Raw genomic sequence first — 25,680 nt, forward strand, 5'->3', positions numbered from 1 at the left:
ACATTCGCGCACTGCGTGGTTAGATAGCGGCGCTGCTCATTTATCCGGTCAAGGAACCGCGTCATGTCTACCGCTACACCCCCCGTTTCAAGCAAGTTGTTCGGCCTGTTTTGCCTCGCCAGTTACCTGTTGTCGCTGTCGTACGGTTCGACGTTTTTGCTGTCGTTGCTGATCAGCTCGCGCGGTGGCAACGAACACGACGCCGGCAGCGTGATTTCGGCGGCGATGCTCAGCACCTTTGTGGCGGTGATTGTTTACGGTCATTTGTCCGACCTGCTCGGTGCCGCCCGATCGGTGGCGTTGTTCGGTGTGCTGCTGGTCGCGGCCAGCCTGGGCTTCGCCCTGACCCCGGGTTTCGGTCACCTGCTGTTGTTTTTCGGCCTGCTGCTGGGCCTGGGCTGGGGCGTGTTCTACACCCTCGGGCCGATCATCGTGGCCAGCCTGGTGACACCCGCGCAACGCGCCAAATACTTCGCCCTGCTATCGGGCAGCATGATGACCGGGATCGGCAGCGGCCCCTTGCTCGGCCGCGCGGCGAGTGCGCTCGGTTATCCGGTGACGGCGGCGTTCTACCTGGCCGCGCTGGCCAGCCTGATCGGTGTGCTGCTGTTCTGGCGCCTGGATCGGCAGTTGAAAAAGGCGAACACCCAATCAACCAGCGTGTCGCGGATTTCCTGGCGTGCAGCGGGACAAGTGCTGTCGTCCCGGGCCATTTTCCCGATCATCATGGTCGGTCTGGGCGGCTGCGTGTTCGGTGGTCTGTCGAGCTTTCAAACCAGTTATGCCGCGGCGCGCTCGCTCGACTATTCGCTGTTCTTCCTCGGCTTCATGAGCGCCGCGATCAGCGGCCGCATGCTGGTTGCCGGGTTCGTGGTCAAGCGTGATCCATTGCGCGCCTCGTGCCTGCTGTCAGGGCTGATGCTGGCATCGATCGTGATGTTCGGTTATGTCGTCGCCAGCAGCTTCAGCTACGTGCTCGCGGCGGTGATGCTCGGGATCGGTTACGGCCTGACCTACTCGGTGATCAACGGCCTGGCCGCCAATGAAGCGCCGAACGGCACCACTGCGCAATCCTTGCTGCTGTTCAGCCTGTCGTACTTCATCGGCGTGTTCGGCTTTCCCTTGCTGGCCGGGAAAATCATCGTCGAGCAAGGCATGGCCACGCTGCTGCTGACGGTGTTGGCGGTGGCCTCGCTCAACTGGCTGATCACCGTGGGCCGGTTGATCTGGCGTCGGGTGACCACGGCCAAGGCGCTGCAACAAGCCTGAGCCGTTCGTCGCTGACAATGCACCCATTCGTCTCGAGGGCGGACTAATCAGGTAAGGACTCTAACCGTTGGAGACAACACCATGATCCTGTCCAGGTTGACCGCCCTCGCCCTCACCGCCCTGCTGTCTTGCACCTCGTTCGCCGGGACCATCGGCTCCAGCACCGGCCCGACCAACCCGGTGGAAAAACCCAGGGCACCGGCCATCCAGAGTGTTCCCGGCATGAACACCGATGGCACCACGATCGACCACAACCTGCCGCCCTCCACCGGCACCGACCCGCGCATCCAGGGCAATGACATGGGGCGTCAGGGCGGGGCGGACCTGCCGGACAAAAAAACGCCCGGCACTGGCGGCCTCGGTTCAAGCACCACCGAGGACAAGGAAAGTCATATCAGCCAATAGTGACTCAGGAGAAATCCCACGCCTCGTGGAAGCAAGGCTTCGCGGGAAACTCAAACAGTCGATAGCTTGAGGAAAGAAGCACGGGCAAAGGATATTCCCGGGCGGTCTTCGATGCGCAAGCAGGAGCTGATCGAGGCGTTGCGCAAGGCTGGTTAAGGCCAGTTTTTGTGCTGTAGCCAATGTCCCCATCGCGGGCAAGCCCGCTCCCACAGTGGGCCGGGTTACTTGTCCATTGTGGGAGCGGGTTTGCCCGCGATGGCGGCAGCTCAGTCGCTGAAAGTCCTGCGGATCAACTCATCCACTTCAGCCGTCCCCGGCGAAGTCGCCGGCCCCCAACGGGTGACCGCCAGCGCCGCCGCTGCATTGGCCCGCCGTGCCGCCTCGAATGCCGACAAACCTTGCGCCAGCCCGGCCACAAACACACCGGCATGGGCATCGCCGGCGCCATTGCTGTCCACCGCGTCGACCTTGAACCCCGGCACATGCCGACGCTCTGCGCCATGGCTGATCCAGCACCCTGCGGGCCCGTCGCGCACGACCATCAGTGCCTTGGCCGACAGGTGCCCTGCCAGGCAATCCAGCGCCTGGGCGATGTCCGCCGCGCCGGTAAACTTCAGCGCCTCCACGGCATTGCTGGTCCACACATCGATGCGCGCGAGCAAGGCTTGCATCATCGGCGCGTCCGGCGAATCCACCAGCGGGCCCGGATCGAACACCAGATTGACGCCATCCGACAGCGCCAGCACCCAATCCACCAGCGCTTGCGCCTTGCCTACGTGCAGCAGGCTGTAGCCGCTGACGTACACGTAGTCGCCCGCCTCGGCCGGCACACTCGCCAGATCTTCGGCGCTCAACTCGCCTTCGGCACCGATGTAAGACACGAAACTGCGTTCGGCCGAAACGTCGGTGATTGCCACGCACAGCCCGGTGTCGCGTTCGGCGCGATCGGTAATGCCGATGCGGATGCCTTCGGCAGTCATCGCCTCACGGGCCAGGTCACCGAAGCGTCCGCTACCGTGGCGGCCCAGGTAGACCACCGGCAAGCCATTGCGCTGTGCCGCGGCCATCACATTGAAACCGCCGCCGGCCTCGAAACTGGCGGACTGCGCCAGCACGTCGCCGCCCGCTTCGGGCAGTGTGTCCACGGCCATGACCAGGTCGATGATGACCTGGCCGGTGTGCAGCATTCTAGGCATGAGCATTCTCGATTGCGGCGGCGCGGCGATCCCTGGCCCCGCCCAGTACGAAGTAGATCCCGCCTGCCACGACGAAGGTCACGATCCAGCCAAGACCGTTGTGGCCCAGCCATGAGTCGGACAACAAGCCCTTGAACCAGACATTTTCCGCGGTGGTGCCGATGGTGGTGAAACTGAAGCCCAGCACGATGGCGATCGCCCATGCGCCGAACGCACGCCACTCGATGCCGCCGCGATACCAGTAGGCACTGCTCGGGCTGACGTTCAGCAGGTCCTTGGGGCTGTAGTAGTGACGATGGATCAGGTCGACCACAAAGATCCCGACCCACGCCGTGATCGGTACGGCCAGCAGGGAAATGAAGGTAATGAACGGGCCGTAGAAACTGTCGGCGATCAGCATGAAGTAGATTGAACCTGCGAAGATCGCCACGATGTCGACCACCACCGCATACACGCGCTTGACCTTCAGGCCCAGGGTCAGCGTGGTCAGGCCGGCGGAGTACACCGACAGGTTGTTCGACAACAGCAGGCCGCCGAAGGCAGTGATCAGGTACGGCACCGCCATCCAGGTCGGCAGCATGTCGCGGATCGCGATGATCGGGTCAGTGGCTTGCGCCAGGTCGTTGTTGCCCACCGACAGCAAGCCGCCGAGGGTGATCAGCAGCACCAGCGGAATCCCCGCACCGAACGCCGCCGACGCCACCAGGCGCACGGCCTTGACGCTGCGGTGCTGGTAGCGCGACATGTCCGCGCCGGCATTGGCCCAACCGATGCCGGTGCCGGCGGCCATGGTGCCGACGCCGATGATCATCGCGCTGAGCGGCGCGGGCGTGGCGTTGAACACCGCGCTCCAGTCGATGGTCGCGCAGAGGAAACCACCGACCAGTATGTTCAGCGCGCCGAACACATAGGTCGCCCACTTCTGAATCACCAGCAAGGTCGCATGGCCGAGGCCGGACACCGACAAGGTCAACAGCACGAAAATCGCGATGAACACCAGGGTCAGCACCGGTGCGCTCTTGGCTTCCACCGGCGAGCCGAACAGGATCGAGCACAGCGACAGCAGCACGAACGCAGCGGTGGTGGTGTTGACGGTTTCCCAGCCCAGGCGCGACATCAGCGAGACCAGCGTCGGGCCGATGTTGCCGCGCACACCGAAGATCGCTCGCGACAGGGTCAGGCTCGGCGCACGGCCTCGACGGCCGGCGATGGAGATGATCCCGACCACCGCGAAGGAGCCGGCGGCACCGAGGATCGCGACGATGATCGCCTGCCAGATCGCCAACCCGCGAAAGGCCACCAGGGTCGCGCCCAACGGCAGGCCGAGGATGGAAATATTGGCGGCGAACCACACCCAGAACAGTTGCAGCGGATGCCCGTTGCACTCGGATTCCGGCACCGGTTCGATGCCGCGGGTTTCCAGTTGCCCGGCGCTTTGCCCGGCGTTGGTTGAACTCATGAAAAATGCTCCTGTTGCCATTTGTTGTGGTTGTGGGCAATTGCGGAATTGGCGATCCATTGCGGGGTTATCAAGTCAAGTCGGTGGCGCGCCCATCGCGGGCAAGCCCGCTCCCACAGGTATGTGTGTACCTCAAGGTATCTACTATCCCTGTGGGAGCGGGCTTGCCCGCGATGGGGCCCGTCCAGTCAACGCAAAGCCAGCAGCCCGGTCACCAATGGCTCCAGCTCCAGATCATTGACCACCTTGACCTTGTCGATCATCTCCACAGGCCAGCTCTCAAGACCCAGGCAGGCCCCGAGCATCGCGCCCAGAATCGCCGCGATGGTGTCCGTGTCGCCGCCCAGGCTGGCGGCCATGCACAGTGCATCGAAGGCGCTCATTTCACCGATGGCCACTTGCTGGGCCAAGGCGAACGACACCACCACCGACTCCTGGGAAGCCACGGAGGTGCCGATCACGTCGTACAGCACATCGGCGAGCAGCCCGTTGTCACTGTCGACGCTGATGCTGCGCGCCCAACTGATGCGCGAGGCAATCCGTCCACCGGCCACCCAGTGACCATGACTTTCGGCTTGCTGGGCGATTTGCTGGCCGAGGTTCAAGGCCTCGCCCAGGTCCATGCCGTTGATGCCGGCAGACACCACCGCCGCCACCGCCGCCGCGCTGGAGATCCCCAACGTGGTGTTATGAGTGACCTGGCAAGCCTGCACGACCGCTTCAATGAATCGCTGCGGATCGGCGACATTCGCCGCGATCCCCACAGGCGTAATGCGCATCGCCGCGCCGTTGGTGGTGCCGTAGCGCCCCGCCTCCTCCGGCGAATGACCGGCAAGGATCATCTCGATGGCGCGTTTGGTCGAAGGGCCAAGCAAATCCTGCGAGCCCTTGGCCTGCATCACCGCCTCCCATTCGATCAAACGCTGTGCGAGCACCGACACTTCGATCTTGCCCTCGCCATCAATCAACAACTGGCCGACCAGGATCGCCTGTTCGGTATCGTCGGTGATCGAGCCCTTGGGCATGTTGGCGGCAATCGGCTGATCGGGGCCGGCGTCTTCGAGGCTGGTGATTTCACCGAAGCGCGCCTGGATCTGTGCGCGGCTCAGGGATTGGGTCGGCATGCCCAGTGCATCGCCCAGGGCCAGGCCATAGAACGCGCCCAGGGCACGATTGAGCGCAGTCATTTCGAATTTCCAAATTGCAGGTGCAGACGGAAGTGCACGGGATCGAGCAGGCTTTCGACCTGTTCCATGAAACGGTTCTGCCGGTCGTAGGTGGTGCGCAAGGCCTTGAGGAACACCGTGCCGACCGGGCGGCCCAGCAGTTCGGCGTCTTCGGCGCTCAGGGGTTCGGCACCGATCCACTGATCGCCGTGGTCGCCGATGTAGCCATAAGCGGCCAGGGTGATGGTCAGGGAGTTGTCGATCAGACCGACCCGCGGCAGGCTTTCCAGGCCTCCGCAGGCGGGCATCAGTGAGCGTTCGAGGGAGACCAGCGTGCCGTCGTTGGAACGGCGACGACGGTCGAGGGTGATGAACTGGTCGGTGCCGAAACGCGACAGCAGATCAGGGCGGGTGACCGCCTCAAGCCGCAACACTTCGGTATTGACCAGCGCCCCGCTGTCCGCCAACGCCTGCGCCCAGCCGCTGCGCTGGTCGAGCACCACGCCGTCAAAGGTGACGATGGAACCCACCCCGCTCTGCGTCGCGATGTAGTTGCGCCGTTTCAATTCGGCCAGGGCCTCACGCAAAGTGCCTCGGCTGACCTTGAATTCCTGAGCCAACTGATGCTCACCCGGCAGTTGAAAGCCGTCCTCCAAGAGGCCGCTTTCGATGCGCCGGATGAGTTCGTCGACCACCCGTTGTTTCTTGTCAAATCGTACCTGTCTAATCATGTACAAAGTGATAACCGAAACAGGCTGAAACGAGCAAGAAATATTTCGGGGAGGTGACGGAAGGAGTGTCTGCAAGCAGTGACCGCTGCGCGGTCAATCGCGGGCAAGCCCGCTCCCACAGAGTCAGTGCAAGCCTCAGGGTTCACATTGTGTACCTGTGGGAGCGAGCCTGCTCGCGAAAGCGGTGTTTCTGACACATTGATGCTGGATGTGCCAACGCCTTCGCGAGCAGGCTCGCTCCCACAGGTAATGGGGGTGTCAGCGCTGTTTGAGTCGGTCGATGACCACCGCCAACAACAGAATCGAACCGCGAATCACATACTGATAAAACGTATCGATGTTCTTCAGGTTCATCGCATTCTCGATGATCGCCAGTATCAGCACCCCGGCGATCACGTGCCGGATCATGCCGATCCCGCCACTCAACGAGACCCCGCCCAGTACGCAAGCCGAGATCACGGTCAGTTCGAAACCCTGGCCGATCATTGGCTGGCCCGAGGTCATGCGCGAGGCCAGGATCACCCCGGCCAGCGCACCGATCACTCCGTGCACGGCGAAGATGATGATCTTGGTCCGGTCGACATTCACCCCCGCCAGCAACGCCGCTTCCTGGTTGCCGCCGATGGCCATGGTGTTGCGCCCGTAGGTGGTGTAGTTCAGCAGCCAGCCGAAGAACAGAAAGCATACGATGGTGATCAGGATCGGTACCGGTACGCCAAACAACTGGCCGTTGCCGAAGACGAAGAACGATTCCTGCGACACCCCCACCGCCTTGCCGTTGGCGAAAATGTAGGCCAGGCCACGCACGATCTGCATGGTCGCCAACGTGGTGATCAACGCGTTGACCCGCAACTTGGCAATCACGATGCCGTTGATCAGCCCGACGATCAGCCCCATCACCAGCGCCGCACAGACTCCGAGAAACACGCTGTCGGTGTCACGCATCACCACCGCCGCGACCACCCCGGCACAGGCGATCACCGAGCCCACCGACAAGTCGAAATGCCCGGACGCCAGGCAATACAACATGGTGCAGGCAGCAATGCCGGTGGTGGAAATCGCCAGGCCCAGGCCACGCATGTTCAGCGGTGAAAGGAAGTTGTCGATCAGCAAGGTGCAGGCGACAAAGATGCCGACCGCCGCCAGCAGCATTACCCAGTCATCGAGAAAACGCCGCATATCCAGCGGTTTGCGCGTGGTTGGCAGGGTGTTGTTTTGGGTTGTCATCATAGTCACCTCTCAGTTCGCCACGCCGTCGGCGCGTTGGCGCGGCAAAGCCAGTTGCAGCAGGTTGGATTCATTGGCCTGTTCGCGGCTCAGCTCGCCACGCAGGGCGCCTTCGCACAGCACCAGGATGCGGTCGGAAATGCCCATGACTTCCATCAAGTCGCTGGACACCACAATCACCGCGATCCCCTCGGCGGCCAGGTTATGGATGATCTGGTAGATCTCGGCCTTGGCACCGATGTCGATGCCGCGGGTGGGCTCGTCGAGCAGCAGCACTTTCATCGGCATCGACAGCCAGCGGCCGAGAATGGCCTTCTGCTGATTGCCGCCGGAAAGAAACTTGATCGGCTGCCCGGCGTGTGGCGTTTTCACCTTGAGCGCCTTGATCTGCTGCGCGGCGTTGTCCTTTTCCCACAGGCCACGCAACAGGCAGCCGAAGGTGGAATGGGCGCCGCGTGCGCTGATGTTGATGTTCTCGGCGACGCTGGCCAGCGGCAGGATGCCCTCCTTCTTGCGGTCCTCGGGGCACAACAGGACGCCGGCGGCAATTGCGTCCCGGGGAGAACGCAGTTTCAGTTCATGGCCACGCAGCTCCAGGCGCCCGGCGCTGTTGCGCGCCAGGCCGCTGAGCAGGCGCAGCAGCTCGGTGCGGCCGGCACCGACCAGCCCGAACAACCCGAGGATTTCGCCTTTGTGCACCTGGAAACTCACCGGTTCGCGCAAGCCGGGCCCGAGCAAACCGTCGACCTTGAGTGCCACCGCGCCGCGCTGGCGCGGGCGGTAATCGTAGATGTCCTGGATGTCGCGACCGACCATGCAGGTGACCAGTTGATCGTGGGTCAGTTGGCTCATGTCATCGAACGTGCGCACGTATCGCCCGTCCTTGAACACCGTCACCGCGTTGCAGATGCGGAACACCTCCTCCATGCGATGAGAGACATAGAGCACCACTTTGCCCTCGTCCCGCAGCCGCCCGATGATCGCCATCAAGCGCTCGATCTCCCGTGCCGAAAGGCTGCTGGTGGGCTCATCGAAGGCAATCACATGGGCGCCACGGGACAGCGCCTTGGCGATTTCCACCAACTGCCGTTGCCCCAGGGACAGGCGCCCGACTTTCTCCTGCGGATCGATTTCATCGGCCAGGCCCTTGAGACAGGCCAGTGCCTGCTGACGCAAGGTGCCGCGATTGATCAGGCCGAAATTGGCCGGCAGATGCCCGAGAAACAGGTTCTCCGCCACGGTCATCTCCGGCACCAGATGCAGCTCCTGGTGGATCACCGCGACGCCACTGCCGATGCTGTCGGCGGTGGACTTGAAGTCCATCGTCCGCTCGCCGATCTGCAAGTCACCGCTGCTGGGAATGTAGGCCCCGCCGAGGATTTTCAGCAGTGTCGACTTGCCGGCGCCGTTCTCGCCCATCAGGGCATGAACCTGACCCGGATGCGCGACGAAGCTGATGTTGTCCAGCGCCTTCACCCCGGGAAAGGTCTTGCCGATCCCGTTGAAGCGCAAGCTGCCGTTGTGTTGTTGTGTGTTTGATTGCGCGTGCATAACCCACCTCTTCAAACCGGTCAGGCAGCCCCGTCGCCGAGGCCGCCGTTGAAATCAGACGGCCGTCAGTTCCACAGGCCGATCTTTTCCAGCTCCTGCTTGAAGTTGTCGCGGGTGATCAGCGTGACGTCGTCCATGGCGGTGTATTTTGCGGGTTCTTTGCCGGTGGTGACCCACTCGTACATCATGCTCGCAGTGTTGTAGCCCTCGATGTGCGGGCTCGGCAGCATCGAGCCGTAGAAGCCGCTGTCGGGTTTCTTCAGCTCGCCGATGGCGTCGGTACCGTTGATGCCGATGCCGATCACGTTGGCCGCAGCGAAACCGGCGCTCTCGGTGGCGCGCACCCCGCCGAGCACGGTGTTGTCGTTCATGCCGCCGATGATCAGGTTCTTCGCCGCACTCGGCAGTTTCACCAGGGCCGAGTTGGTGGCGTCCATGCTGCCCGGCACGTCGAGGGTCTTGAGGGCCGAGAACAGGATGTGGTCTTTCGGCATGCCGGCATCTTCCAGCGCTTTCACCGAACCGTCTGTGCGTTTCTTGCCGGTGTCGAGTTCGTTATAGGTGTTGATCACCGCATAGGTGTCTTTCCAGTCCCAGCCGCGTTTCTTCGCTTCGGTCGCCATGGCGGTGCCCTGCTTCTGGCCAACTTCGAACGCGGCCATGCCCAGGTACGGCACGTCTTCCATGAACTTGCCGCTGGCATCGACGAAACGGTCATCGACCGCAATCACTTTCAGCCCGTTGAGCTTGGCCTTGGCCATGATCGCAGGTCCCAGGGACACGTCCGGCGGGCAGATCACGAAGCCTTTGGCGCCGTTGGCCGCAAGGCTGTCGATGGCAGAAAGGGTTTTCTCACCATCGGGCACGGCGATCTTGATCAGGGTGAAGCCCTTTTCTTTTCCGGCCTTTTCGGCAAAGGCCCATTCGGTCTGGAACCAGGGCTCTTCCGCTTGCTTGACGAGGAAACCGATTTTCACTTCCTCGGCCGCCAGCAGCGTGCTGCTCAGGCTGACCGCCGAGACCGCCAACGCGGCACAGCACAGGGAACGGATGGCATGACGACGATTCATAAGCTGACTCCTTGTTATTTTTCTTGAGCGTTCTTTGAAAGCGTTCTTTATTAACCAACGGGCGACGAATAGTCATATCGTATGATGATTGAATTTCAGACGTAGCAATTCACCTGAAAGCCCGGTCACTCAGTCGTGGTACATCACCGAGCGCCCGCCATCGACGGTGATGCACGAGGCATTGATGAACGGCGCTTCATCGCTGGCCAGGAACACGGCGGTCATCGCCACTTCGATCGGCTGGCCGATGCGCTTCGGTGGATGCAGGTCAAACGCGCGCTGGCGCTCGGCATGGGGGTCGGCGAAACCGTTCCAGTAATCGATGTTGATCTGGGTTTCGATGTAGCCCGGCGCGATCGCATTGACGCGGATGCCCTTGGCCGCATATTCGATGCCCAGCGCGCGGGTCAGGCCAAGCAGCCCATGCTTGGCCACCGGGTACGGGAAGCAGCCCGGAATGATGTGGGAGGAATGGGTGGAGGCAATGTTGATGATGCTGCCGATGCCCTGCTCGATCATCTGCGGCAGTACGGCCTTGCAGCCGTACCAGGCACCGTCCAGGTCGATGGCAAAGCAGCGACGCCAGTCGTCCTCGGTCATTTCCAGCGGGTCACGGAACACGTTGACCCCGGCGCAGTTGACCAGCACGTCGATCCGGCCGTGACGCTCGACCGCCAGCCGGGCCATCGCCTGCAGATCCTGCTGACACGACACATCGGCCTTGATCGCCACCACATCGGCGCCTTTGTCTCGCCAGTGCGCTGCGACTTTCTCGACTTTCTCGGCCTGAATATCGCTGATGATCAACCTGGCCTGCTGGGAAGCGAAGGTCGCCACAATCGCTTCGCCAATTCCCTGGGCGGCACCGGTCAGCAACACGACCTTGTTTTTCAGGCGCTCGCCCTTCGGGGGCTCAGGCACCGGTGGCAATGACAGTGGTTCAGTCATGAAAAAAGACTCCTGTTCGAAAACACGACGAAAACCGGGCATCTATCGATGTCCGGTCAAAAGGCGCTGAAGAAGAAACAGGTGAGTGCGAAAACGTTTCAGCCTGGAAACGGTTTGAGGCACTGTCTCCGCAAGGGAGCATGGAGGAACTTCGCTGCATCACTTCACCTGTTTTGTTTTTTTAGTGTGAGTGCATGTACTTGGTGAGGCCGACTATAAACCCGGCCCACGACAAATCTCAATATATATATTTACATCCCATATTTAGGGATTTTAGCCGGCAAAACGCGTGCAAAGCTTTCCAGACACATCCACTGCAATCGACAGCACAGCCCCGTCCAGCGGATGGCCCAGCGGACTTGCCGCACTGGTGATGTACAGGGTTTTCAGGTCTGCCCCGCCGAACACGCAACTGGTGGGACGACTGATCGGCAGCTCGATGATCCGATCGACCGTGCCGTCAGGGCTCAACCTGAGCAGGCAGCTTCCGTCCCAGCGGGCATTCCAGATAAAGCCCTCGGCATCCATCGCCGAACCATCCGGGCCGCCACGCCCATGCGGCCCGAACCAGGCTTGCGGCGCATCGAGGGCACCGTCGGTACGGATGAAATGGCGATACAAGGTGCCGTCGAGACTGTCGCCGAAATACACGCGGGTGCCGTCATCGCTCCACAACAGCGTGTTGGGAATGCCCAGGTTGCGCAGCAAGGGCGTAACCCGCCCGGCGTGGTCGATGCGAAACAGTCCACCCGAACGGCGCACGATGGGCAGGTCTTCGCCCTGTTCGCCGATGTTGTTTTGCATGGTGCCGAGCCAGAGCCGGCCCTGGGCGTCGCAGCGGGCTTCGTTGGGGCGGTTGCCCGGTTGCGGATCGGCCACGCAGAACAATGTCAGGCGCGGTTCCAGGCCAGAAGAGTCGAGATCGAGCCGATAGATGCCGCTGCTCAACGTCACCAGTGCATCGCCGCTGGCACAGGGGATGAAGGCTGACACATGCTCCGGCATCTGCCAGATCTGCACGTTGGCGCCGCTCAGGCGCAACGCTTGTTTACCGGCGATATCCACCCAATACAGGGCCTGGGTCGGTGCATCCCAGAACGGCCCTTCGCCCAGTTTCGCCCGATGTTCGGTCACCGCAGTCCACGCCATGAAACCTCCTGCATTGTTCTTGTTTTTATGTGGGGATATTCGTTGTCAGCCGGCTTTTTTATCGGCCATGACCTGCGGGTAGTAACGCTTGATTGCCAGGTCGGCGTTATCGATCAGGGTCATGCACGCCCAGACGCCGCGGGCGGTATCGCGGGCTGCGATAGCCTCGGCCAGGTCCCGGTGAATCGGCAAGGTACGACGCAGTTCATCCGGGTCGGCGGCAGACACTTCAAAAGCCACCGCCAGCAACGCGCCGAGAGCGGGCACCATTTGTTCGATGAATTGATTGTGGCTGGCGGCGAGGATGCACTCGTGGAAGAGCTGATCGGCACGGTTGTAGTCGATGCCGCTGTCCACTGCCCGCTCCAGCGCGTTGCAGGCCAGCAGGATCGCGTCCACCTGCTCGCCCGTAGCGCGCTCACAGGCCCAGCGTACGGCCATCGGCTCGATGGTGCGGCGCAGGTCGAGCAGATCGTCGACGAAGTTTTCCGGCAAGCCGCTGCGCGACAACCAGCCGACGACTTGTGGATCGAAGAGATTCCAGCGCCGCACCGGCAATACTCGCGTGCCCACTTTCGGACCGACTTCGAGCATGCCTTTGGCAGCCAGGGTCTTGATCGCTTCACGGATGACCGTGCGGCTCACGCCAAGTTGTTCGCCGAGGTCGGCTTCGACCTTGAGTGACTCACCCGGCTTGACCTGCCCCGTGGCGAGCCAGCAGCCCAGCCAGTCGACGGTCGATGCATGAAAGCTGCTGGACATGGACACCTCGAAGCCGTTCGCAATGGAGGCCCACGCTAATCATCATATGATTGGGTGTCAATTTGAATTTACCGAGTACACACAAACCACTGTGGGAGCGAGCTTGCTCGCGATAGCGCTATGTCAGTCAGCATTGATGTCGCTGACACGCCGCCATCGCGAGCAAGCTCGCTCCCACAGGGTTTTGTGTCAGGGTTCAAGACCGATGGTGAAAAACTCGCCGCCGCTCCATACACCCAGCCAGCGCTGGCCGTCGATCTCGCGGCTTACCGCCAGTTCCACCAGTTGGTAGAACACGTTGCGATGGATCAACGCCTCAAGATTGCTGCGCACATGCACATAAGGCGCTGGCTCCTGGGTTACCGGGTCAATGACCACGCGCATCGGGTGCTCGGCACCGGCCTCGGTGGTCTCGTCGACGTTGGTGGTAAAGCGCAACACCTGCGTTTCGCCCTCGCCCTCCACGTCCACCGCAATCGCTACGAACGGCGCATCGTCGACCTTGATGCCGACTTTTTCCACTGGCGTGATCAGGAAGTAGTCATCGCCATCGCGGCGAATGATGGTGGAGAACAGCTTGACCATCGGCTTGCGCCCGATCGGCGTGCCCAGGTAATACCAGGTGCCGTCGCGGGCGATGCGCATGTCGATGTCGCCGCAGAAATCGGGATTCCACAGGTGCACCGGCGGCAAGCCTTTGGTCTTGGGGATTTGCCCCAGCAGGTCGTTGGCTTTTTGCGGGCCACTCATGGCGTTCTCCTTGGTTTTACTGATTGCTGATCCCCAACAGACTGCGCGCATATTGTTCCAGCGGCGGGCCCATCAGGTCTTCGGGTTTTTTATCGTGGAACGTCAGTAAACCGCCACGACTCTTGATGGTCGCAGTATCAATCAAATACTGGGTGCTGGTCTCGATCAACATGATCTGAATCATACCGCTGTCCACGCCGAGGCGATCCAGGGCTTCCTGATCCAGCCACTCGTCCGAGTTGCCGATACGGTCGTCCGACTTGGCAAACCGGGTGTAGAGCAGATAGTGCGCACCGGCGGCACGGGCTTCGCCCATGGCCTGGTCGAGGCCTTCCGGCGTGCGGGCACGGCGCACCATCGGGAAGTATTCGATGAAGCCATCGAACGCGACTTCGGCAATCACGTTGGGTCGCGGGTAAACGGCGCTGCCCGGCGGCATGAAAGCGCCCTGGGCGATGTAGACGAACGAGTCCGGCTGGATGCGCAGGTTGTTTACGCGACGGCTATCGCTGTGATCAAGCAACCCGGCATCGCTCATATGGTAACGAGTCCCTTCGGCCATATCGCTGACGTTCATGCAGCCACCAAGTGCCAAAACGGCCAGCAGCAAAACCAGGCTACGCATCCTATCCTCCAGAGGCCGGTGTCGGAAAACCGGCGAATGGCCGTGGGATGCAGCTTTTGCGCCAGCTCAAGTCGAGGTTTACGCAAAACCTTGTGGGAGCGTGGCTTGCCCGCGATGAGGCCGGTTCAGCCGCCAATGATCTTCATGACAGTCGCACCACCAGAGAACGCCACTTCCTGCTTGTCACCCAGGGCTTTCACCAGAAGGCGTTGCAAGGCCGGCAGGGCTTGATGGCGCGGTTTGTCCAACAGGTCGCCGATGTAATGGCGATTGCTCGACGACAGGCAGCCATGCAGCCACCCGGTGGAGGACAAACGCAGTCGCGAGCAGGTCCGGCAGAACGGCACGCTTTCGTTGGCGATCACGCCGAAATGACCCTGACCGGGAATTTCGTAGCGAACGGCCGTGGCATCCACCGGAGCATCCGCTTGCAGGTATTCGTAGCGCTCGCCGATCAGGCTGAGCAACTGCTGGAGGCTGACGAACTGTTGCAGGAAGGCATTGGAATCGTTGGCCAGGTGGCCCATGCGCATCAGCTCGATGAAGCGCAGCTCATAGCCGCGCTCCAGGCAGTAGTCGAGCAACGGCATCACCTGATCGAGGTTCTGCCCGCGCAGCGGCACCATGTTGACCTTGATCTTCATGCCGGCCGCACTGGCCTCGTTCATGCCGTCGAGCACGGTGGCCAGGTCGCCGCCCCGGGCAATGCCGCGGAACGCGCTGGCGTCGAGGGTATCGAGGGAGACGTTGAGACGGCGGATGCCGGCGTCCACCAGCAACGGCAGTTTCTTCGCCAACAACTGGCCATTGGTGGTCAGGCTGATGTCTTCCAGGCCCATCTTCCCGACCGCCGTCATGAACGCTTCGAGTTTCGGGCTGACCAGCGGCTCGCCGCCGGTAATGCGCAGACGCTCGATCCCCGCCGCTTCAATCAGATAAGCCACACCGCGCGCCATGGCTTCGGCCGACAACTCATCCTGCGCAGCCACCAGCCGCTTGCCGTTGGGCACGCAGTAGGTACAGGCGTAATTGCAGGCAGAGGTCAGACTGATTCGCAAGTTGCGAAAACGCCTGCCTTGACGGTCAACGATCATGGTCACTCCGGCGGAAGAATATCGGGCCGCTAAAACTTGACTCAGAAATCAAGTTTTAGCAAGTCCTCTACCTGAGTATATTCCTGCGGCACTGCGCCAAGTAGCGAAATCATGGCGCAATAAGGCAACTGAATGGCTCAGCTGCTGGGCGTGTCGGTGTCGCGCTTGCGCTTGTTGCCCATGCGCACGCCGATGTCCATGAGGAACTGGAAGAAACCTTCCTGATCTTCCAGCACATTGCTCCAGAACGGCGAGTGATACAGCGCGACGGCACCGTGCACCAGCGCCCAGGATGCGCAGTAGTGGAAGTAAGGTGGTACGTCTTCAAGCTTGCCTTCGCTGATCCGGCCCTTGATCAGCAGGGTCAGGCGTTCGAAGTTCGAGGCGCGGATCTTGTGCAGCTCCTCGATCATCTCCGGCACCTGGTTGCCCTTGACCACTTTCTCTTCGAGGCGGTCGAACAAGCGATAGCGTTGCGGATCGCGCATGCGGAATTCGAAGTACGCACGGGACAGGGCTTCCTTGTCCTTGTCGACATCGGCCGAATGCAGCAGTTCGTTCAAATCGCGCTCGTAGTCGAGCATCAGGCGCAGATAGATTTCCGCCTTGGATTTGAAGTGCTTGTAGATCGTGCCTTTGCCGATACCGACGGCATCAGCAATCATCTCGACGGTGACACTGTCTTCACCTTGTTCGAGGAACAGCTTGAGCGCGGTATCGAGAATTTCCTGCTCGCGGCGACGAAACTCACGGACCTTACGAGGTTCTTTATGCATAAGAAAAGGTCTGTCGGGGTCAAAATTCGAAGCCGCGTATTATGCCTAACTTACGCAAAAATGCACGGATCATCCGACCATATCTGCGCTTTCCGGTCATTCCGCGCACGATTTGCGGTTGATGAGAACTCTTCTGAAGCGCACGTATTCCAAATTTGTTTAAAAACCCGGGTCGGCAAACTGGACGAGGCGCAATCCTGATCAATACTTGAACTGTCGGCGGGACATCTCCCCCAAGTGTTACGCCGATATTGGTACCAACGGACCGCGTGCCATTGTTTTACTCCTAATGGTCTTAACCCGGATTCACCCCCCAGAACCCGGGTTTTTTTTGCCTGCGATTTAGCCTTTAACGCGCGCCAGCGGGAACAGCCGCTTGAAATTTTCCGTGGTCTGCTCGGCAAACCGCTCGTAGGGCTCACCACGCAACATTGCCAGAAATTCCGCTACTTCACGCACGTACTGCGGCAGGTTTGGCTTGCCGCGATAGGGGATCGGCGCCAGGTACGGCGAGTCGGTTTCCACCAGCAAGCGGTCGGCCGGCACCTTGCTGGCGACATCGCGCAGCGCATCGGCATTGCGGAAAGTGACAATCCCGGACAGGGAAATGTAATAACCCATGTCCAGCGCAGCCTTGGCCATTTCCCAGTCTTCGGTAAAACAGTGCAGCACGCCCGCCTGGGGCAGCGCCGCTTCACGCAGCAAGTCCAGGGTATCGGTGCGGGCCCCACGGGTGTGGATGATCACCGGCTTGCCGGTCTGCTGCGCCGCTTGCAGGTGCAGGCGAAAGGACGCCTGCTGCAACTCTGCAGCTTCCGGCTCGTAGTGATAATCGAGACCGGTTTCGCCGATGGCAACCACACGCGGGTGATTGAGCTCCTGTAACAGCCAGTCCAGCGCTGGCGCGGCACCCGGCTGCACATCCAGCGGGTGCACGCCCACCGAACAGTCGACATCGTCATAACGGTCGGCCAGGGCCTTGACGTCGGCCGCGTTGTCCGCGCTGACGCCAATACACAGAAAGTGCCCTACCCCGCGCTGCCGGGCGGCATCCAGGGCAGCGTCCAGGGAGCCGTCGTGGGCGGCCAGGTCAAGGCGATCAAGGTGACAATGGGAATCTACGAGCATAAAGGGCTGCAACTTGTATCGAATGGGTGGGACGGTCGGGTTACTCGGAGTCTAGGCGCTGACAGTCATCGTTGGCCAGGCAACGACACCCACTGCACCAGCAATGCCTCCAGCAGCAAGGCCGGGTTGAGGTTGGCCTTGCTCAGGACTTTCTGGCGCTGGGCGAGTATCCAGTCCTGAATATCGAGGACTTTGCCCTGGGCGCTTTTCTGCGCCAGGTATTGCACGACCTTGCGCATGTCGGGCAGGCCGAGGCCGGCTTCATCCTGGGTCAACTGATAGCGCAGGATCAGGCTCGACCAATCGCAGAACCAATCGAACAGGCGCAACATCGGAATGTTTTTCCACTCTTCGGCCAGTTGCGTCGGCGACTGCTGTTGCTTGAGCAGCTTTTTCACCCCTTCGACCACTTGCGCACGCTGTTCACGCACGCCCTGGGCCTGGAGATTGACCGCTGCCAGTGGCGAACCGGCGGCCAGCGTCAGCAGTTCGACGCGCTCGTCTTCGGAACACTCCGGCAACGCCTGGGCCAGCCACTTCAAGCTCATGGCCTCGCCCGGCAGCGGACAGGCCTGCTGCACACAACGGCTCTTGATGGTGGGCAACAAACGGCTCGGTTGATGGCTGACCAGCAACAGGACGGTATTGCCGGACGGCTCTTCGAGGCTTTTGAGCAAGGCGTTGGCGGCGTTGATGTTCATCGACTCGACCGGCTCGATCAGCACCACTTTGCGCCCGCCCAACTGCGCGGTCTGCACCACGAAACCGACCAGATCGCGGACCTGATCGACCTTGATCGCCTTGTCGGCTTCTTCCGGCTCCAGGATGTAGTTGTCCGGGTGACTGCCCGCCTTGAGCAGCAGACAGGATTTGCACTCGCCGCACGCCTCCAGTGCCGTCGGGCGCTGGCACAACAAGCTCGCCATCAGGCGCTCGGCCAGTGCGCGCTTGCCGATTCCGGCCGGGCCATGCAGCAGATAGGCGTGTGCATGCTGAGCGCGCCCCGCCAGCTGCTGCCAAAGGGTTTCCTGCCACGGATAGGCCTCAGCCACGGTTCAACTCCAGCAGGCGCGGCAGCAAGGCATCCAGCGATCGCTGGACCTGTGCCAGGGGTTGGGCGGCATCGACCAGCACGTAACGCGCCGGATCCGCCTCGGCCCGCTTGAGGAAGGCATTGCGTACGGCGTCGAAAAAGGTCCGGCCTTCGAGCTCGAAGCGATCCAGGCGACCGCGAGCGCTGGCACGGGCCAGTCCCACCTCGACAGGCAGATCGAAAATCAGCGTGAGGTCCGGACGCAGGTCGCCTTGAACGAACGTTTCCAGGGCCGCGATGCGCTCCAGCGACAATCCGCGACCACCGCCCTGATAGGCGTATGTCGAATCGGTGAAACGATCACACAAGACCACGGCACCCCGGGACAGCGCCGGACGAATCACTTCGGCCAGGTGCTGGGCACGGGCCGCGAACACCAGCAGCAACTCGGTATCCGGATTCATGACTTCGTCGACAGGTGCCAACAGCACTTCACGGATGCGCTCGGCCAACGGCGTGCCACCCGGCTCACGGGTCAGCACCACCTCGATGCCGGCGGCGCGCAGGCGCTCGGCCAGGTATTCGCGATTGGTGCTCTTGCCGGCGCCTTCCGGGCCTTCCAGAGTAATAAACAAGCCAGTCACAGGCAGTCCTTAGTCAGAGTCATTGCGCGTTTTGCGGCGCGGCTGCATCCGGTGCGGGCATGGGTGCAGGTTCAGGCGCAGGTTCTTGCGCTGGCACTTGCGGCACGGACTCGGGAGCAGTGTCGGGTGAAGCGGCCGGGATCGGTGCCTGATCCTGCCCGGTTTGAGATTGCGCAGACTGAGTCTCCTCAGCCGGAGCCTGCGGCGTTTCGGGCGCAGTAACAGGTGCCGGGCTGGAACGGTAATCGGCACGACGCCTCAGTTGATACTCTCGCACAGCGTTGTTGTGGGCATCCAGATCATCGGAGAACACATGACTGCCATCACCGCGAGCCACGAAGTAAAGGCTGCTGCCCTCCACCGGGTTCAGCGCCGCGTGAATGGCTTCGCGACCGACCATGGCAATCGGGGTCGGCGGCAAGCCGGAAATCATGTAGGTGTTGTAAGGGGTGGCTTCCTTGAGATGGGCGCGGGTCAACTTGCCGTTGTAACGGTCACCCAGGCCATAGATCACCGTCGGGTCGGTCTGCAACAGCATGCCGATCGCCATGCGCCGCACAAACACACCGGCAATCTGCCCGCGCTCCTGCGGCACGCCGGTTTCTTTCTCGACCAGCGAAGCCATGATCAACGCTTGATAAGGTCCTTTGTAGGGCAAATCAGTTGCACGCTGATTCCACTCCTTGGCAAGCACCTCATCGAGACGATCGTAAGCCGTCTTCAGTAACTCGACGTCACTCATCCCCCGCACGTAGCGGTAAGTGTCAGGGAAGAATCGCCCTTCAGGGAAAATCCCGGCATGGCCGATTTTGTCCATGACCTGGCTGTCGCTCAAACCATTCAGGGTTTGTTCGATCTTTTCCTCTTTGGCCAGGGCCGCACGGACTTGATGAAAATTCCAGCCTTCGACCAGGGTCAGGCTGTATTGCACCATTTCCCCGCGTTTCCACAGGTCGATCAGACTTTCGACGGTCATGCCCGGCTGCAGGCGATATTCGCCGCTGTGCAGGGGCTGCTTGGCCAGGTTGAAGCGCCAATACACGCGCAGCCAGAATGCGTCCTTGATGACGCCATTGGCTTCGAGTCGGTAGAAAGTGCGGGTCGGCGTGGTGCCCTTGGGCACATTCAGCAATTGTTCCTGGGCAATGTTCAGCGGCTGTACCAGCGCCGAATGAATTTTCCAGGCTGAAGCCCCCATCATCAGCCCTGCCAGAACCAGTCCGGTTTCCAGCAGCAGCAAGAGTTTACGTCTCACGTATCAAGCATCCAGTAGTGCACGGGCAATGGATTGGAGTTTACGGGTGAGCGGGCCAACCGGCCAGTGAAGAGCAGCACAGGCACGTACTGGCCACACGCCATACACGCTGTTGCAGACAAAGACTTCGTCAGCCCATTGCAGCTGTTCGAGGGGGATGTCGGTGATTTGCGTGGGGATTCCCAGCGACTCGGCTTGAAACAATATTTCGGCGCGCATCACCCCGGCCACGCCGCAGCGCTTGAGGTCAGCGGTGATGAGCCCATCGTCACGCACCAGGAACAAATTGCTGAACACGCCTTCAATCACGCGACCGGCCTGATCGAGCATCAAGCCTTCGGCATGCTCGGTGTCTTGCCATTCGGCACGGGCGAGGACTTGTTCAAGACGATTCAGGTGCTTGAGGCCGGCAAGCAGTGGCTGCCTGGACAATCGCGTGGTGCACGGAAACAGACGAACACCCTGCTCACCGTGCGCGGCAGGATAAGCCGCCGGTGGATTGCCTTGCAGAATGCGTCGGGCCTGAGCCGAGGGATCGGGCGCGTAACCGCGCAAACCGTCGCCGCGGGTGAGGATGAGCTTGAGCACTCCGTCACCCAGCGCCGCGGCATAGGCCAGCAGTTCGCTGCGGATCAATTCCTGATCGGCAGCAAGCGCCAGGCGCGAACAGCCGTGCGCCAGACGCGACAGATGCCGGTCCAGCAACACGGGCTGCCCGTTGCGCACGGCGACGGTCTCGAACAAACCATCGCCATAAGCCAGGCCGCGATCCTTCAGCGACAAAGCGTCAGCCGGCTGACCGTCGACCCAGCAGTCCATCAGCCTGCGAACCGGCGGAACACCAGCGAGCCGTTGGTGCCGCCAAAACCGAAGGAGTTGGAAACGACCACATCGATATCCATGTTGCGCGCCGTGTGCGGCACGAAGTCGAGGTCGCAGCCTTCGTCCGGCTCATCGAGGTTGATGGTCGGCGGCGCTACCTGGCCGTTGATGGCCAGCACGCTGAAGATCGCCTCGACCGCGCCCGCCGCACCCAGCAGGTGGCCGGTCATGGACTTGGTGGAGCTGACGGCCAGCTTGTAGGCATGCTCGCCGAACACCGACTTGATCGCATTGACTTCGGCCAGGTCGCCTGCGGGAGTCGAGGTGCCGTGGGCGTTGATGTACTGCACCTGGTCGCCATTGATCTTGGCATCGCGCAGCGCATTGGTGATGCAGCGAGCGGCACCGGCGCCATCGGCGGGTGGCGAGGTCATGTGGTAGGCATCGCCGCTGGTGCCGAAGCCAATGAGCTCGGCATAGATGGTCGCACCACGGGCCTTGGCGTGTTCCAGCTCTTCCAGGACCAGCGCACCGGCACCGTTGGACAACACGAAGCCATCGCGGCCCTTGTCCCAGGGACGGCTGGCGCGGGTCGGTTCGTCGTTGCGGGTCGACAGTGCGCGGGAGGCACCGAAGCCGCCCATGCCCAGACCGCAGGCGGCCATTTCGGCGCCACCGGCAATCATCACGTCGGCTTCGTCGTACATGATGTTGCGGGCTGCCATGCCAATGCAGTGGGTACCGGTGGTACAGGCCGTGGCGATGGCGTAGTTGGGTCCCTGTGCACCGAGGTGGATGGACAGGAAACCGGAAATCATATTGATGATCGAGCCAGGCACGAAGAACGGAGAGATCCGTCGCGGGCCGGTCTCGTGCAGCGTGCGGGCGGTTTCTTCGATATTGGTCAGACCGCCAATACCCGAGCCCATGGCCACGCCGATACGCTCACGGTTGGCGTCAGTGACTTCCAGACCGGAATTGCGTACCGCCTGAAAACCTGCGGCCAGACCGTATTGAATGAACAGGTCGAGCTTGCGGGCTTCCTTGACCGACAGGTACTCCTCGACATTGAAGTCCTTTACCGAGCCGCCAAAACGGGTGGAATAGGCAGAAAGGTCGGTGTGTTCGATCAGACCAATGCCACTGCGGCCAGCCAGAATGCCCTGCCAGCTGCTCGGCACATCCGTGCCCAGTGGCGACAACATACCCATACCGGTGACTACGACGCGTCTACGCGACACAGCACTCTCCTTTTTTTCAAATGACGACTTTGCATCAGGCCTAAAGAAAAAACCGCACGCCATGATGGCAGTGCGGTTTTTCCATGACAGCGAGCAACGATTACAAACTATTACGCCTGGTGGCTAGTAACGTAGTCGATTGCAGCTTGTACAGTAGTGATCTTCTCAGCTTCTTCGTCAGGGATTTCGGTCTCGAATTCCTCTTCCAGAGCCATCACCAGCTCAACGGTGTCAAGGGAGTCGGCACCCAGGTCTTCTACGAAGGAAGCAGTGTTGACCACTTCTTCTTCTTTAACGCCCAGTTGCTCAGCAACGATTTTCTTGACGCGCTCTTCGATGGTGCTCATACCTTGTTTTCACTCCTAATGGACAAATTCAGGCAGCTGGCCAGTGGGTAAGTGTATAGAAAGACTTTTCAGCTTTTCAACTGAAAGCTTCACTCCTCGAACCCGGTGACCCTCTGCCTATAAATAGATTGCAGCTTTATAACGGATTTTAGACAGCTCGTATGACATTTTTTTGAAGCAATCCGTCACATTTGAATTACATGTACATCCCGCCGTTCACCGGGATTGTAGCTCCGGTAACGTAAGCCGCACCGTCCGACGCAAGAAAAGCGACCACGGACGCGATCTCTTGAGCCTGCCCCAGACGACCCAGCGGAATCTGCGACTGCAGGGCTTCACGCTGCGCCTCGGGCAGTTCACGGGTCATATCGGTATCGATGAACCCTGGGGCCACCGAGTTTACCGTAATCGAACGCGAACCGACTTCACGCGCCAGCGCACGGCTGAAACCTTCCAGGCCGGCCTTGGCGGCAGCGTAGTTTACTTGGCCTGCGTTGCCCATGGCACCCACAACCGAACCAATACTGATAATTCGGCCCCAACGGGCTTTGGTCATGCCACGCAAAACGCCCTTGGACAGGCGGAACAGACTGTTCAGGTTGGTATCGACAACGTCATGCCACTCGTCGTCTTTCATGCGCATCATCAGGTTATCGCGGGTGATACCGGCATTGTTGACCAGGATCGCCGGTGCACCGAACTGCTCCTGAATGCTCGCCAGGACTGCCGCCACGGACTCGTCGCTGGTGACATTGAGTTCCAGGCCGGTGCCTTGAATACCGTTTTCCTTCAGGGTGGCGGCAATGCGCTCGGCACCCGACGCGGAGGTCGCGGTACCGACGACAATGGCGCCCTGACGACCCAGTTCCAGGGCGATAGCCTGGCCGATGCCACGGCTTGCACCGGTGACCAGTGCAACTTTACCTTGCAGACTCATGCAAGTTTCTCCTGATTCAGGCCAGCGCTGCACGGGCGGCAGCGAAAGCGTCTGGGGTATTGAGGTTGGATGTCGATACGCCTTCGGCGCAACGCTTGTTCAGGCCGGCCAGCACTTTGCCCGGGCCGCACTCGACCAGGTTGGTCGCGCCCTTGGCTGCCAGCGCCTGTACCGATTCGACCCAGCGTACCGGCTTGTACAACTGCTCGAGCAGATCGCGCTTGAGGGTTTCCAGATCGGCCGGCACCTGGGCACTGACGTTCTGGACTACAGGGATCTGTGGCGCCTGCCAGTCGATCGCGGCGATCGACTCGGCGAAACGCTCGGCAGCCGGGCGCATCAGCTCACAGTGCGACGGCACGCTGACCGGCAACGGCATGGCGCGCTTGGCGCCACGCGCCTTGCAGCCTTCGATGGCGCGTTCGACCGCAGCCTTGGCACCGGCGATGACCACCTGGCCCGGCGAGTTGAAGTTGACCGCACTGACCACTTCGCCTTGCGCCGCTTCGGCACAGGCTGCCAGTACGTCGGCATCGTCCAGGCCGAGGATCGCGGCCATGCCGCCCTGCCCGGCCGGAACGGCTTCCTGCATCAGTTGGCCACGACGCTCGACCAGTTTCACCGCGTCGCCCAGGCTCAAGCTGCCAGCAGCAACCAGTGCGCTGTATTCGCCCAGGCTGTGACCGGCAACATAAGCCGGACGCGCGCCGCCTTCCGCCAGCCACAGACGCCACAGGGCGATCGAAGCGGTCAGGATGGCCGGTTGGGTTTTATCGGTTTGATTGAGTTGCTCTTCCGGCCCTTGCTGGGTCAGTGCCCACAGGTCGTAACCCAGTGCATCGGAAGCTTCTTTGAATGTTTCAAGGACAACCGGATGTTGCGCGCCCAGCTCGGCCAGCATGCCGAGGGACTGCGAACCCTGTCCTGGAAAGACGAATGCGAGGGAAGCAGACATGTAACAAGCCCCTAATGATCTTGTCGTCGGAGAAATGGCGCCCCGCTTTGGGGACGCAAGAAACTGACAGTTGGATGGCCCATCGAACCAAGCGGTCACATTTAAGCATTGTCCGACGAAAACGCCTAAAGCAACAAATCCTCCAGACGACCGTGCAGGCGCTCGGGAAGATTCTCCTGAATCTCGATCAAGGCGCGCTGAATGGCACTTTGGAAACCCTGGACCCCGGCAGAACCGTGGCTTTTCACCACAATCCCCTGCAAGCCGAGAAAGCTCGCACCGTTGTGCCGGGCAGGCGCCAGATCGGCCTGCAGGCGCTTCATCAAGGGCAGCGCCAGTGCGCCGACCGCGCGCGAGGCCACATTCTTCTTGAACAACGCCTCGATGCGCGCGGCAATCATGGTCGCCAGACCCTCGCTGGATTTGAGCAGGATATTGCCGACAAAACCGTCGCACACCACCACATCCGCTTCGCCACGGTACAAACCGTCGCCTTCGATAAAGCCGATGTAATTGATGCCACGGGCGCCTTGCAACAAGGTCGCCGCCAGTTTGACCTGCTGATTACCCTTGATATCTTCGGTGCCGATGTTCAGCAACGCGACCCGTGGACGGATTACGCCCAGAGTCTCCGCCGCCACCGAGCCCATGATCGCAAACTGCAACAGCTGCTCGGCACTGCAATCGACGTTGGCGCCCAGGTCGAGCAATTGGCAGTAACCCTTTTGCGTCGGGATCGCCGCCACCATGGCCGGACGATCAATGCCCGGCAGGGTCTTGAGCACGAACCGCGACAACGCCATCAGCGCGCCGGTATTGCCGGCACTGACACAGGCCTGGACTTTGCCATCACGCAGCAGCTCAAGGGCCACGCGCATCGATGAGTCAGGCTTGCCACGCAAGGCCTGGGCGGGTTTTTCGTCCATGGTGATGACTTCGGACGCCGGCGTAATCGACAGGCGCGCGCGATCCACAGCCGAATGGCCAGCGATCAATTCTTCAAGTAGGGAGGGTTGACCGACGAGGGTCAGGTGCAGCGAGGGTGTAGCAGACAGGCAAGCAAGGCTGGCCTGGACAATGCTGCGGGGACCGAAGTCCCCGCCCATTGCGTCAATCGCGATGACTTGAGCGGACAAGTGA

Annotated in this window: 26 protein-coding genes and 1 pseudogene; 3 read left to right on the forward strand and 24 right to left on the reverse strand. The window is 61.2% G+C overall.

Annotated elements, in window-relative coordinates; all coding sequences use genetic code 11:
* The first annotated feature begins 63 nt into the window (after positions 1 to 63).
* From AB4O16_RS08885 to AB4O16_RS08895, 3 genes and pseudogenes are all read left to right on the forward strand, one after another.
* On the forward strand, positions 64 to 1,269 hold the full coding sequence (locus AB4O16_RS08885; protein ID WP_460157548.1) for an MFS transporter: 1,206 nt from the start codon (positions 64 to 66) through the stop codon (positions 1,267 to 1,269).
* Between the two features lie 81 nt (positions 1,270 to 1,350).
* Positions 1,351 to 1,674 carry a hypothetical protein gene (locus tag AB4O16_RS08890; RefSeq protein ID WP_460157549.1) on the forward strand — a complete coding sequence of 108 codons (324 nt, stop codon included), beginning with the start codon at positions 1,351 to 1,353 and terminating at the stop codon, positions 1,672 to 1,674.
* A gap of 9 nt (positions 1,675 to 1,683) precedes the next feature.
* Positions 1,684 to 1,830, forward strand: a pseudogene (locus AB4O16_RS08895) (Rho termination factor N-terminal domain-containing protein); the annotation flags it as partial.
* 110 nt (positions 1,831 to 1,940) lie between these two features.
* On the opposite strand, the gene AB4O16_RS08900 reads toward AB4O16_RS08895, so the two are convergent.
* The 24 genes from AB4O16_RS08900 to plsX form a co-directional block, all read right to left on the reverse strand.
* Positions 1,941 to 2,870: a PfkB family carbohydrate kinase gene (locus AB4O16_RS08900; RefSeq protein WP_460157550.1), complete on the reverse strand. Its 930-nt coding sequence runs from the start codon at positions 2,868 to 2,870 to the stop codon at positions 1,941 to 1,943.
* Positions 2,863 to 4,329, reverse strand: coding sequence for a purine-cytosine permease family protein (locus AB4O16_RS08905; protein WP_460157551.1), 1,467 nt, complete (start codon positions 4,327 to 4,329; stop codon positions 2,863 to 2,865). The genes AB4O16_RS08900 and AB4O16_RS08905 overlap by 8 nt, the downstream gene beginning before the upstream one ends.
* 188 nt (positions 4,330 to 4,517) lie before the next feature.
* Complete coding sequence (locus tag AB4O16_RS08910) at positions 4,518 to 5,516, reverse strand: ADP-ribosylglycohydrolase family protein (protein ID WP_460157552.1); 999 nt, start codon at positions 5,514 to 5,516, stop codon at positions 4,518 to 4,520.
* The gene (locus tag AB4O16_RS08915) at positions 5,513 to 6,226 is read right to left on the reverse strand and encodes a GntR family transcriptional regulator (RefSeq protein WP_160386711.1); all 714 of its coding nucleotides are present in this window, start codon (positions 6,224 to 6,226) and stop codon (positions 5,513 to 5,515) included. The genes AB4O16_RS08910 and AB4O16_RS08915 overlap by 4 nt, the downstream gene beginning before the upstream one ends.
* A gap of 258 nt (positions 6,227 to 6,484) precedes the next feature.
* Entirely contained in the window at positions 6,485 to 7,453 is a 969-nt protein-coding gene (gene araH / locus AB4O16_RS08920; RefSeq protein ID WP_218427512.1) for an L-arabinose ABC transporter permease AraH, read from the reverse strand.
* A gap of 12 nt (positions 7,454 to 7,465) precedes the next feature.
* Complete coding sequence (gene araG, locus AB4O16_RS08925; protein ID WP_460157553.1) at positions 7,466 to 9,004, reverse strand: L-arabinose ABC transporter ATP-binding protein AraG; 1,539 nt, start codon at positions 9,002 to 9,004, stop codon at positions 7,466 to 7,468.
* A 65-nt stretch (positions 9,005 to 9,069) separates the two neighbouring features.
* The gene (locus AB4O16_RS08930) at positions 9,070 to 10,074 is read right to left on the reverse strand and encodes a substrate-binding domain-containing protein (protein WP_160387382.1); all 1,005 of its coding nucleotides are present in this window, start codon (positions 10,072 to 10,074) and stop codon (positions 9,070 to 9,072) included.
* A 129-nt stretch (positions 10,075 to 10,203) separates the two neighbouring features.
* Entirely contained in the window at positions 10,204 to 11,022 is an 819-nt protein-coding gene (locus AB4O16_RS08935; protein ID WP_160387380.1) for an SDR family oxidoreductase, read from the reverse strand.
* A 273-nt stretch (positions 11,023 to 11,295) separates the two neighbouring features.
* Positions 11,296 to 12,171: an SMP-30/gluconolactonase/LRE family protein gene (locus tag AB4O16_RS08940; RefSeq protein ID WP_460157554.1), complete on the reverse strand. Its 876-nt coding sequence runs from the start codon at positions 12,169 to 12,171 to the stop codon at positions 11,296 to 11,298.
* Between the two features lie 45 nt (positions 12,172 to 12,216).
* Complete coding sequence (locus AB4O16_RS08945) at positions 12,217 to 12,933, reverse strand: FadR/GntR family transcriptional regulator (RefSeq protein ID WP_160387377.1); 717 nt, start codon at positions 12,931 to 12,933, stop codon at positions 12,217 to 12,219.
* Positions 12,934 to 13,122: 189 nt separating this feature from the next.
* Positions 13,123 to 13,683, reverse strand: a complete 561-nt coding sequence (locus tag AB4O16_RS08950; protein ID WP_460157555.1) for a DUF1285 domain-containing protein — start codon at positions 13,681 to 13,683, stop codon at positions 13,123 to 13,125.
* Between the two features lie 16 nt (positions 13,684 to 13,699).
* Positions 13,700 to 14,308 carry a DUF4823 domain-containing protein gene (locus AB4O16_RS08955; protein WP_460157556.1) on the reverse strand — a complete coding sequence of 203 codons (609 nt, stop codon included), beginning with the start codon at positions 14,306 to 14,308 and terminating at the stop codon, positions 13,700 to 13,702.
* 125 nt (positions 14,309 to 14,433) lie between these two features.
* On the reverse strand, positions 14,434 to 15,402 hold the full coding sequence (locus AB4O16_RS08960; RefSeq protein ID WP_160387371.1) for a GTP 3',8-cyclase MoaA: 969 nt from the start codon (positions 15,400 to 15,402) through the stop codon (positions 14,434 to 14,436).
* Positions 15,403 to 15,539: 137 nt separating this feature from the next.
* Entirely contained in the window at positions 15,540 to 16,178 is a 639-nt protein-coding gene (locus tag AB4O16_RS08965; RefSeq protein WP_034149949.1) for a TetR/AcrR family transcriptional regulator, read from the reverse strand.
* Positions 16,179 to 16,520: 342 nt separating this feature from the next.
* Positions 16,521 to 17,306, reverse strand: a complete 786-nt coding sequence (locus AB4O16_RS08970) for a TatD family hydrolase (RefSeq protein WP_160387369.1) — start codon at positions 17,304 to 17,306, stop codon at positions 16,521 to 16,523.
* Between the two features lie 65 nt (positions 17,307 to 17,371).
* Complete coding sequence (locus AB4O16_RS08975) at positions 17,372 to 18,358, reverse strand: DNA polymerase III subunit delta' (protein ID WP_460157557.1); 987 nt, start codon at positions 18,356 to 18,358, stop codon at positions 17,372 to 17,374.
* The gene (tmk, locus tag AB4O16_RS08980) at positions 18,351 to 18,983 is read right to left on the reverse strand and encodes a dTMP kinase (RefSeq protein WP_160387365.1); all 633 of its coding nucleotides are present in this window, start codon (positions 18,981 to 18,983) and stop codon (positions 18,351 to 18,353) included. The genes AB4O16_RS08975 and tmk overlap by 8 nt, the downstream gene beginning before the upstream one ends.
* A gap of 19 nt (positions 18,984 to 19,002) precedes the next feature.
* The gene (gene mltG, locus AB4O16_RS08985) at positions 19,003 to 20,238 is read right to left on the reverse strand and encodes an endolytic transglycosylase MltG (RefSeq protein ID WP_160387363.1); all 1,236 of its coding nucleotides are present in this window, start codon (positions 20,236 to 20,238) and stop codon (positions 19,003 to 19,005) included.
* A gap of 3 nt (positions 20,239 to 20,241) precedes the next feature.
* A complete protein-coding gene (gene pabC, locus AB4O16_RS08990) occupies positions 20,242 to 21,057 on the reverse strand; it encodes an aminodeoxychorismate lyase (protein WP_460157558.1) in 816 nt (271 codons plus the stop codon).
* Positions 21,057 to 22,301 (reverse strand): beta-ketoacyl-ACP synthase II, encoded by a 1,245-nt coding sequence (gene fabF, locus AB4O16_RS08995; protein ID WP_150717480.1) that lies wholly within the window; start codon positions 22,299 to 22,301, stop codon positions 21,057 to 21,059. The genes pabC and fabF overlap by 1 nt, the downstream gene beginning before the upstream one ends.
* A 110-nt stretch (positions 22,302 to 22,411) precedes the next feature.
* Entirely contained in the window at positions 22,412 to 22,648 is a 237-nt protein-coding gene (acpP, locus tag AB4O16_RS09000; protein WP_003175607.1) for an acyl carrier protein, read from the reverse strand.
* A gap of 196 nt (positions 22,649 to 22,844) precedes the next feature.
* Entirely contained in the window at positions 22,845 to 23,585 is a 741-nt protein-coding gene (fabG, locus tag AB4O16_RS09005; protein WP_160387359.1) for a 3-oxoacyl-ACP reductase FabG, read from the reverse strand.
* Positions 23,586 to 23,601: 16 nt separating this feature from the next.
* Positions 23,602 to 24,540 (reverse strand): ACP S-malonyltransferase, encoded by a 939-nt coding sequence (fabD, locus tag AB4O16_RS09010; protein ID WP_008050436.1) that lies wholly within the window; start codon positions 24,538 to 24,540, stop codon positions 23,602 to 23,604.
* Positions 24,541 to 24,665: 125 nt separating this feature from the next.
* Positions 24,666 to 25,676, reverse strand: a complete 1,011-nt coding sequence (gene plsX / locus AB4O16_RS09015; protein WP_160387357.1) for a phosphate acyltransferase PlsX — start codon at positions 25,674 to 25,676, stop codon at positions 24,666 to 24,668.
* Between the last annotated feature and the right edge of the window lie 4 nt (positions 25,677 to 25,680).

The sequence above is a fragment of the Pseudomonas sp. S2_H10 genome (assembly GCF_054668285.1).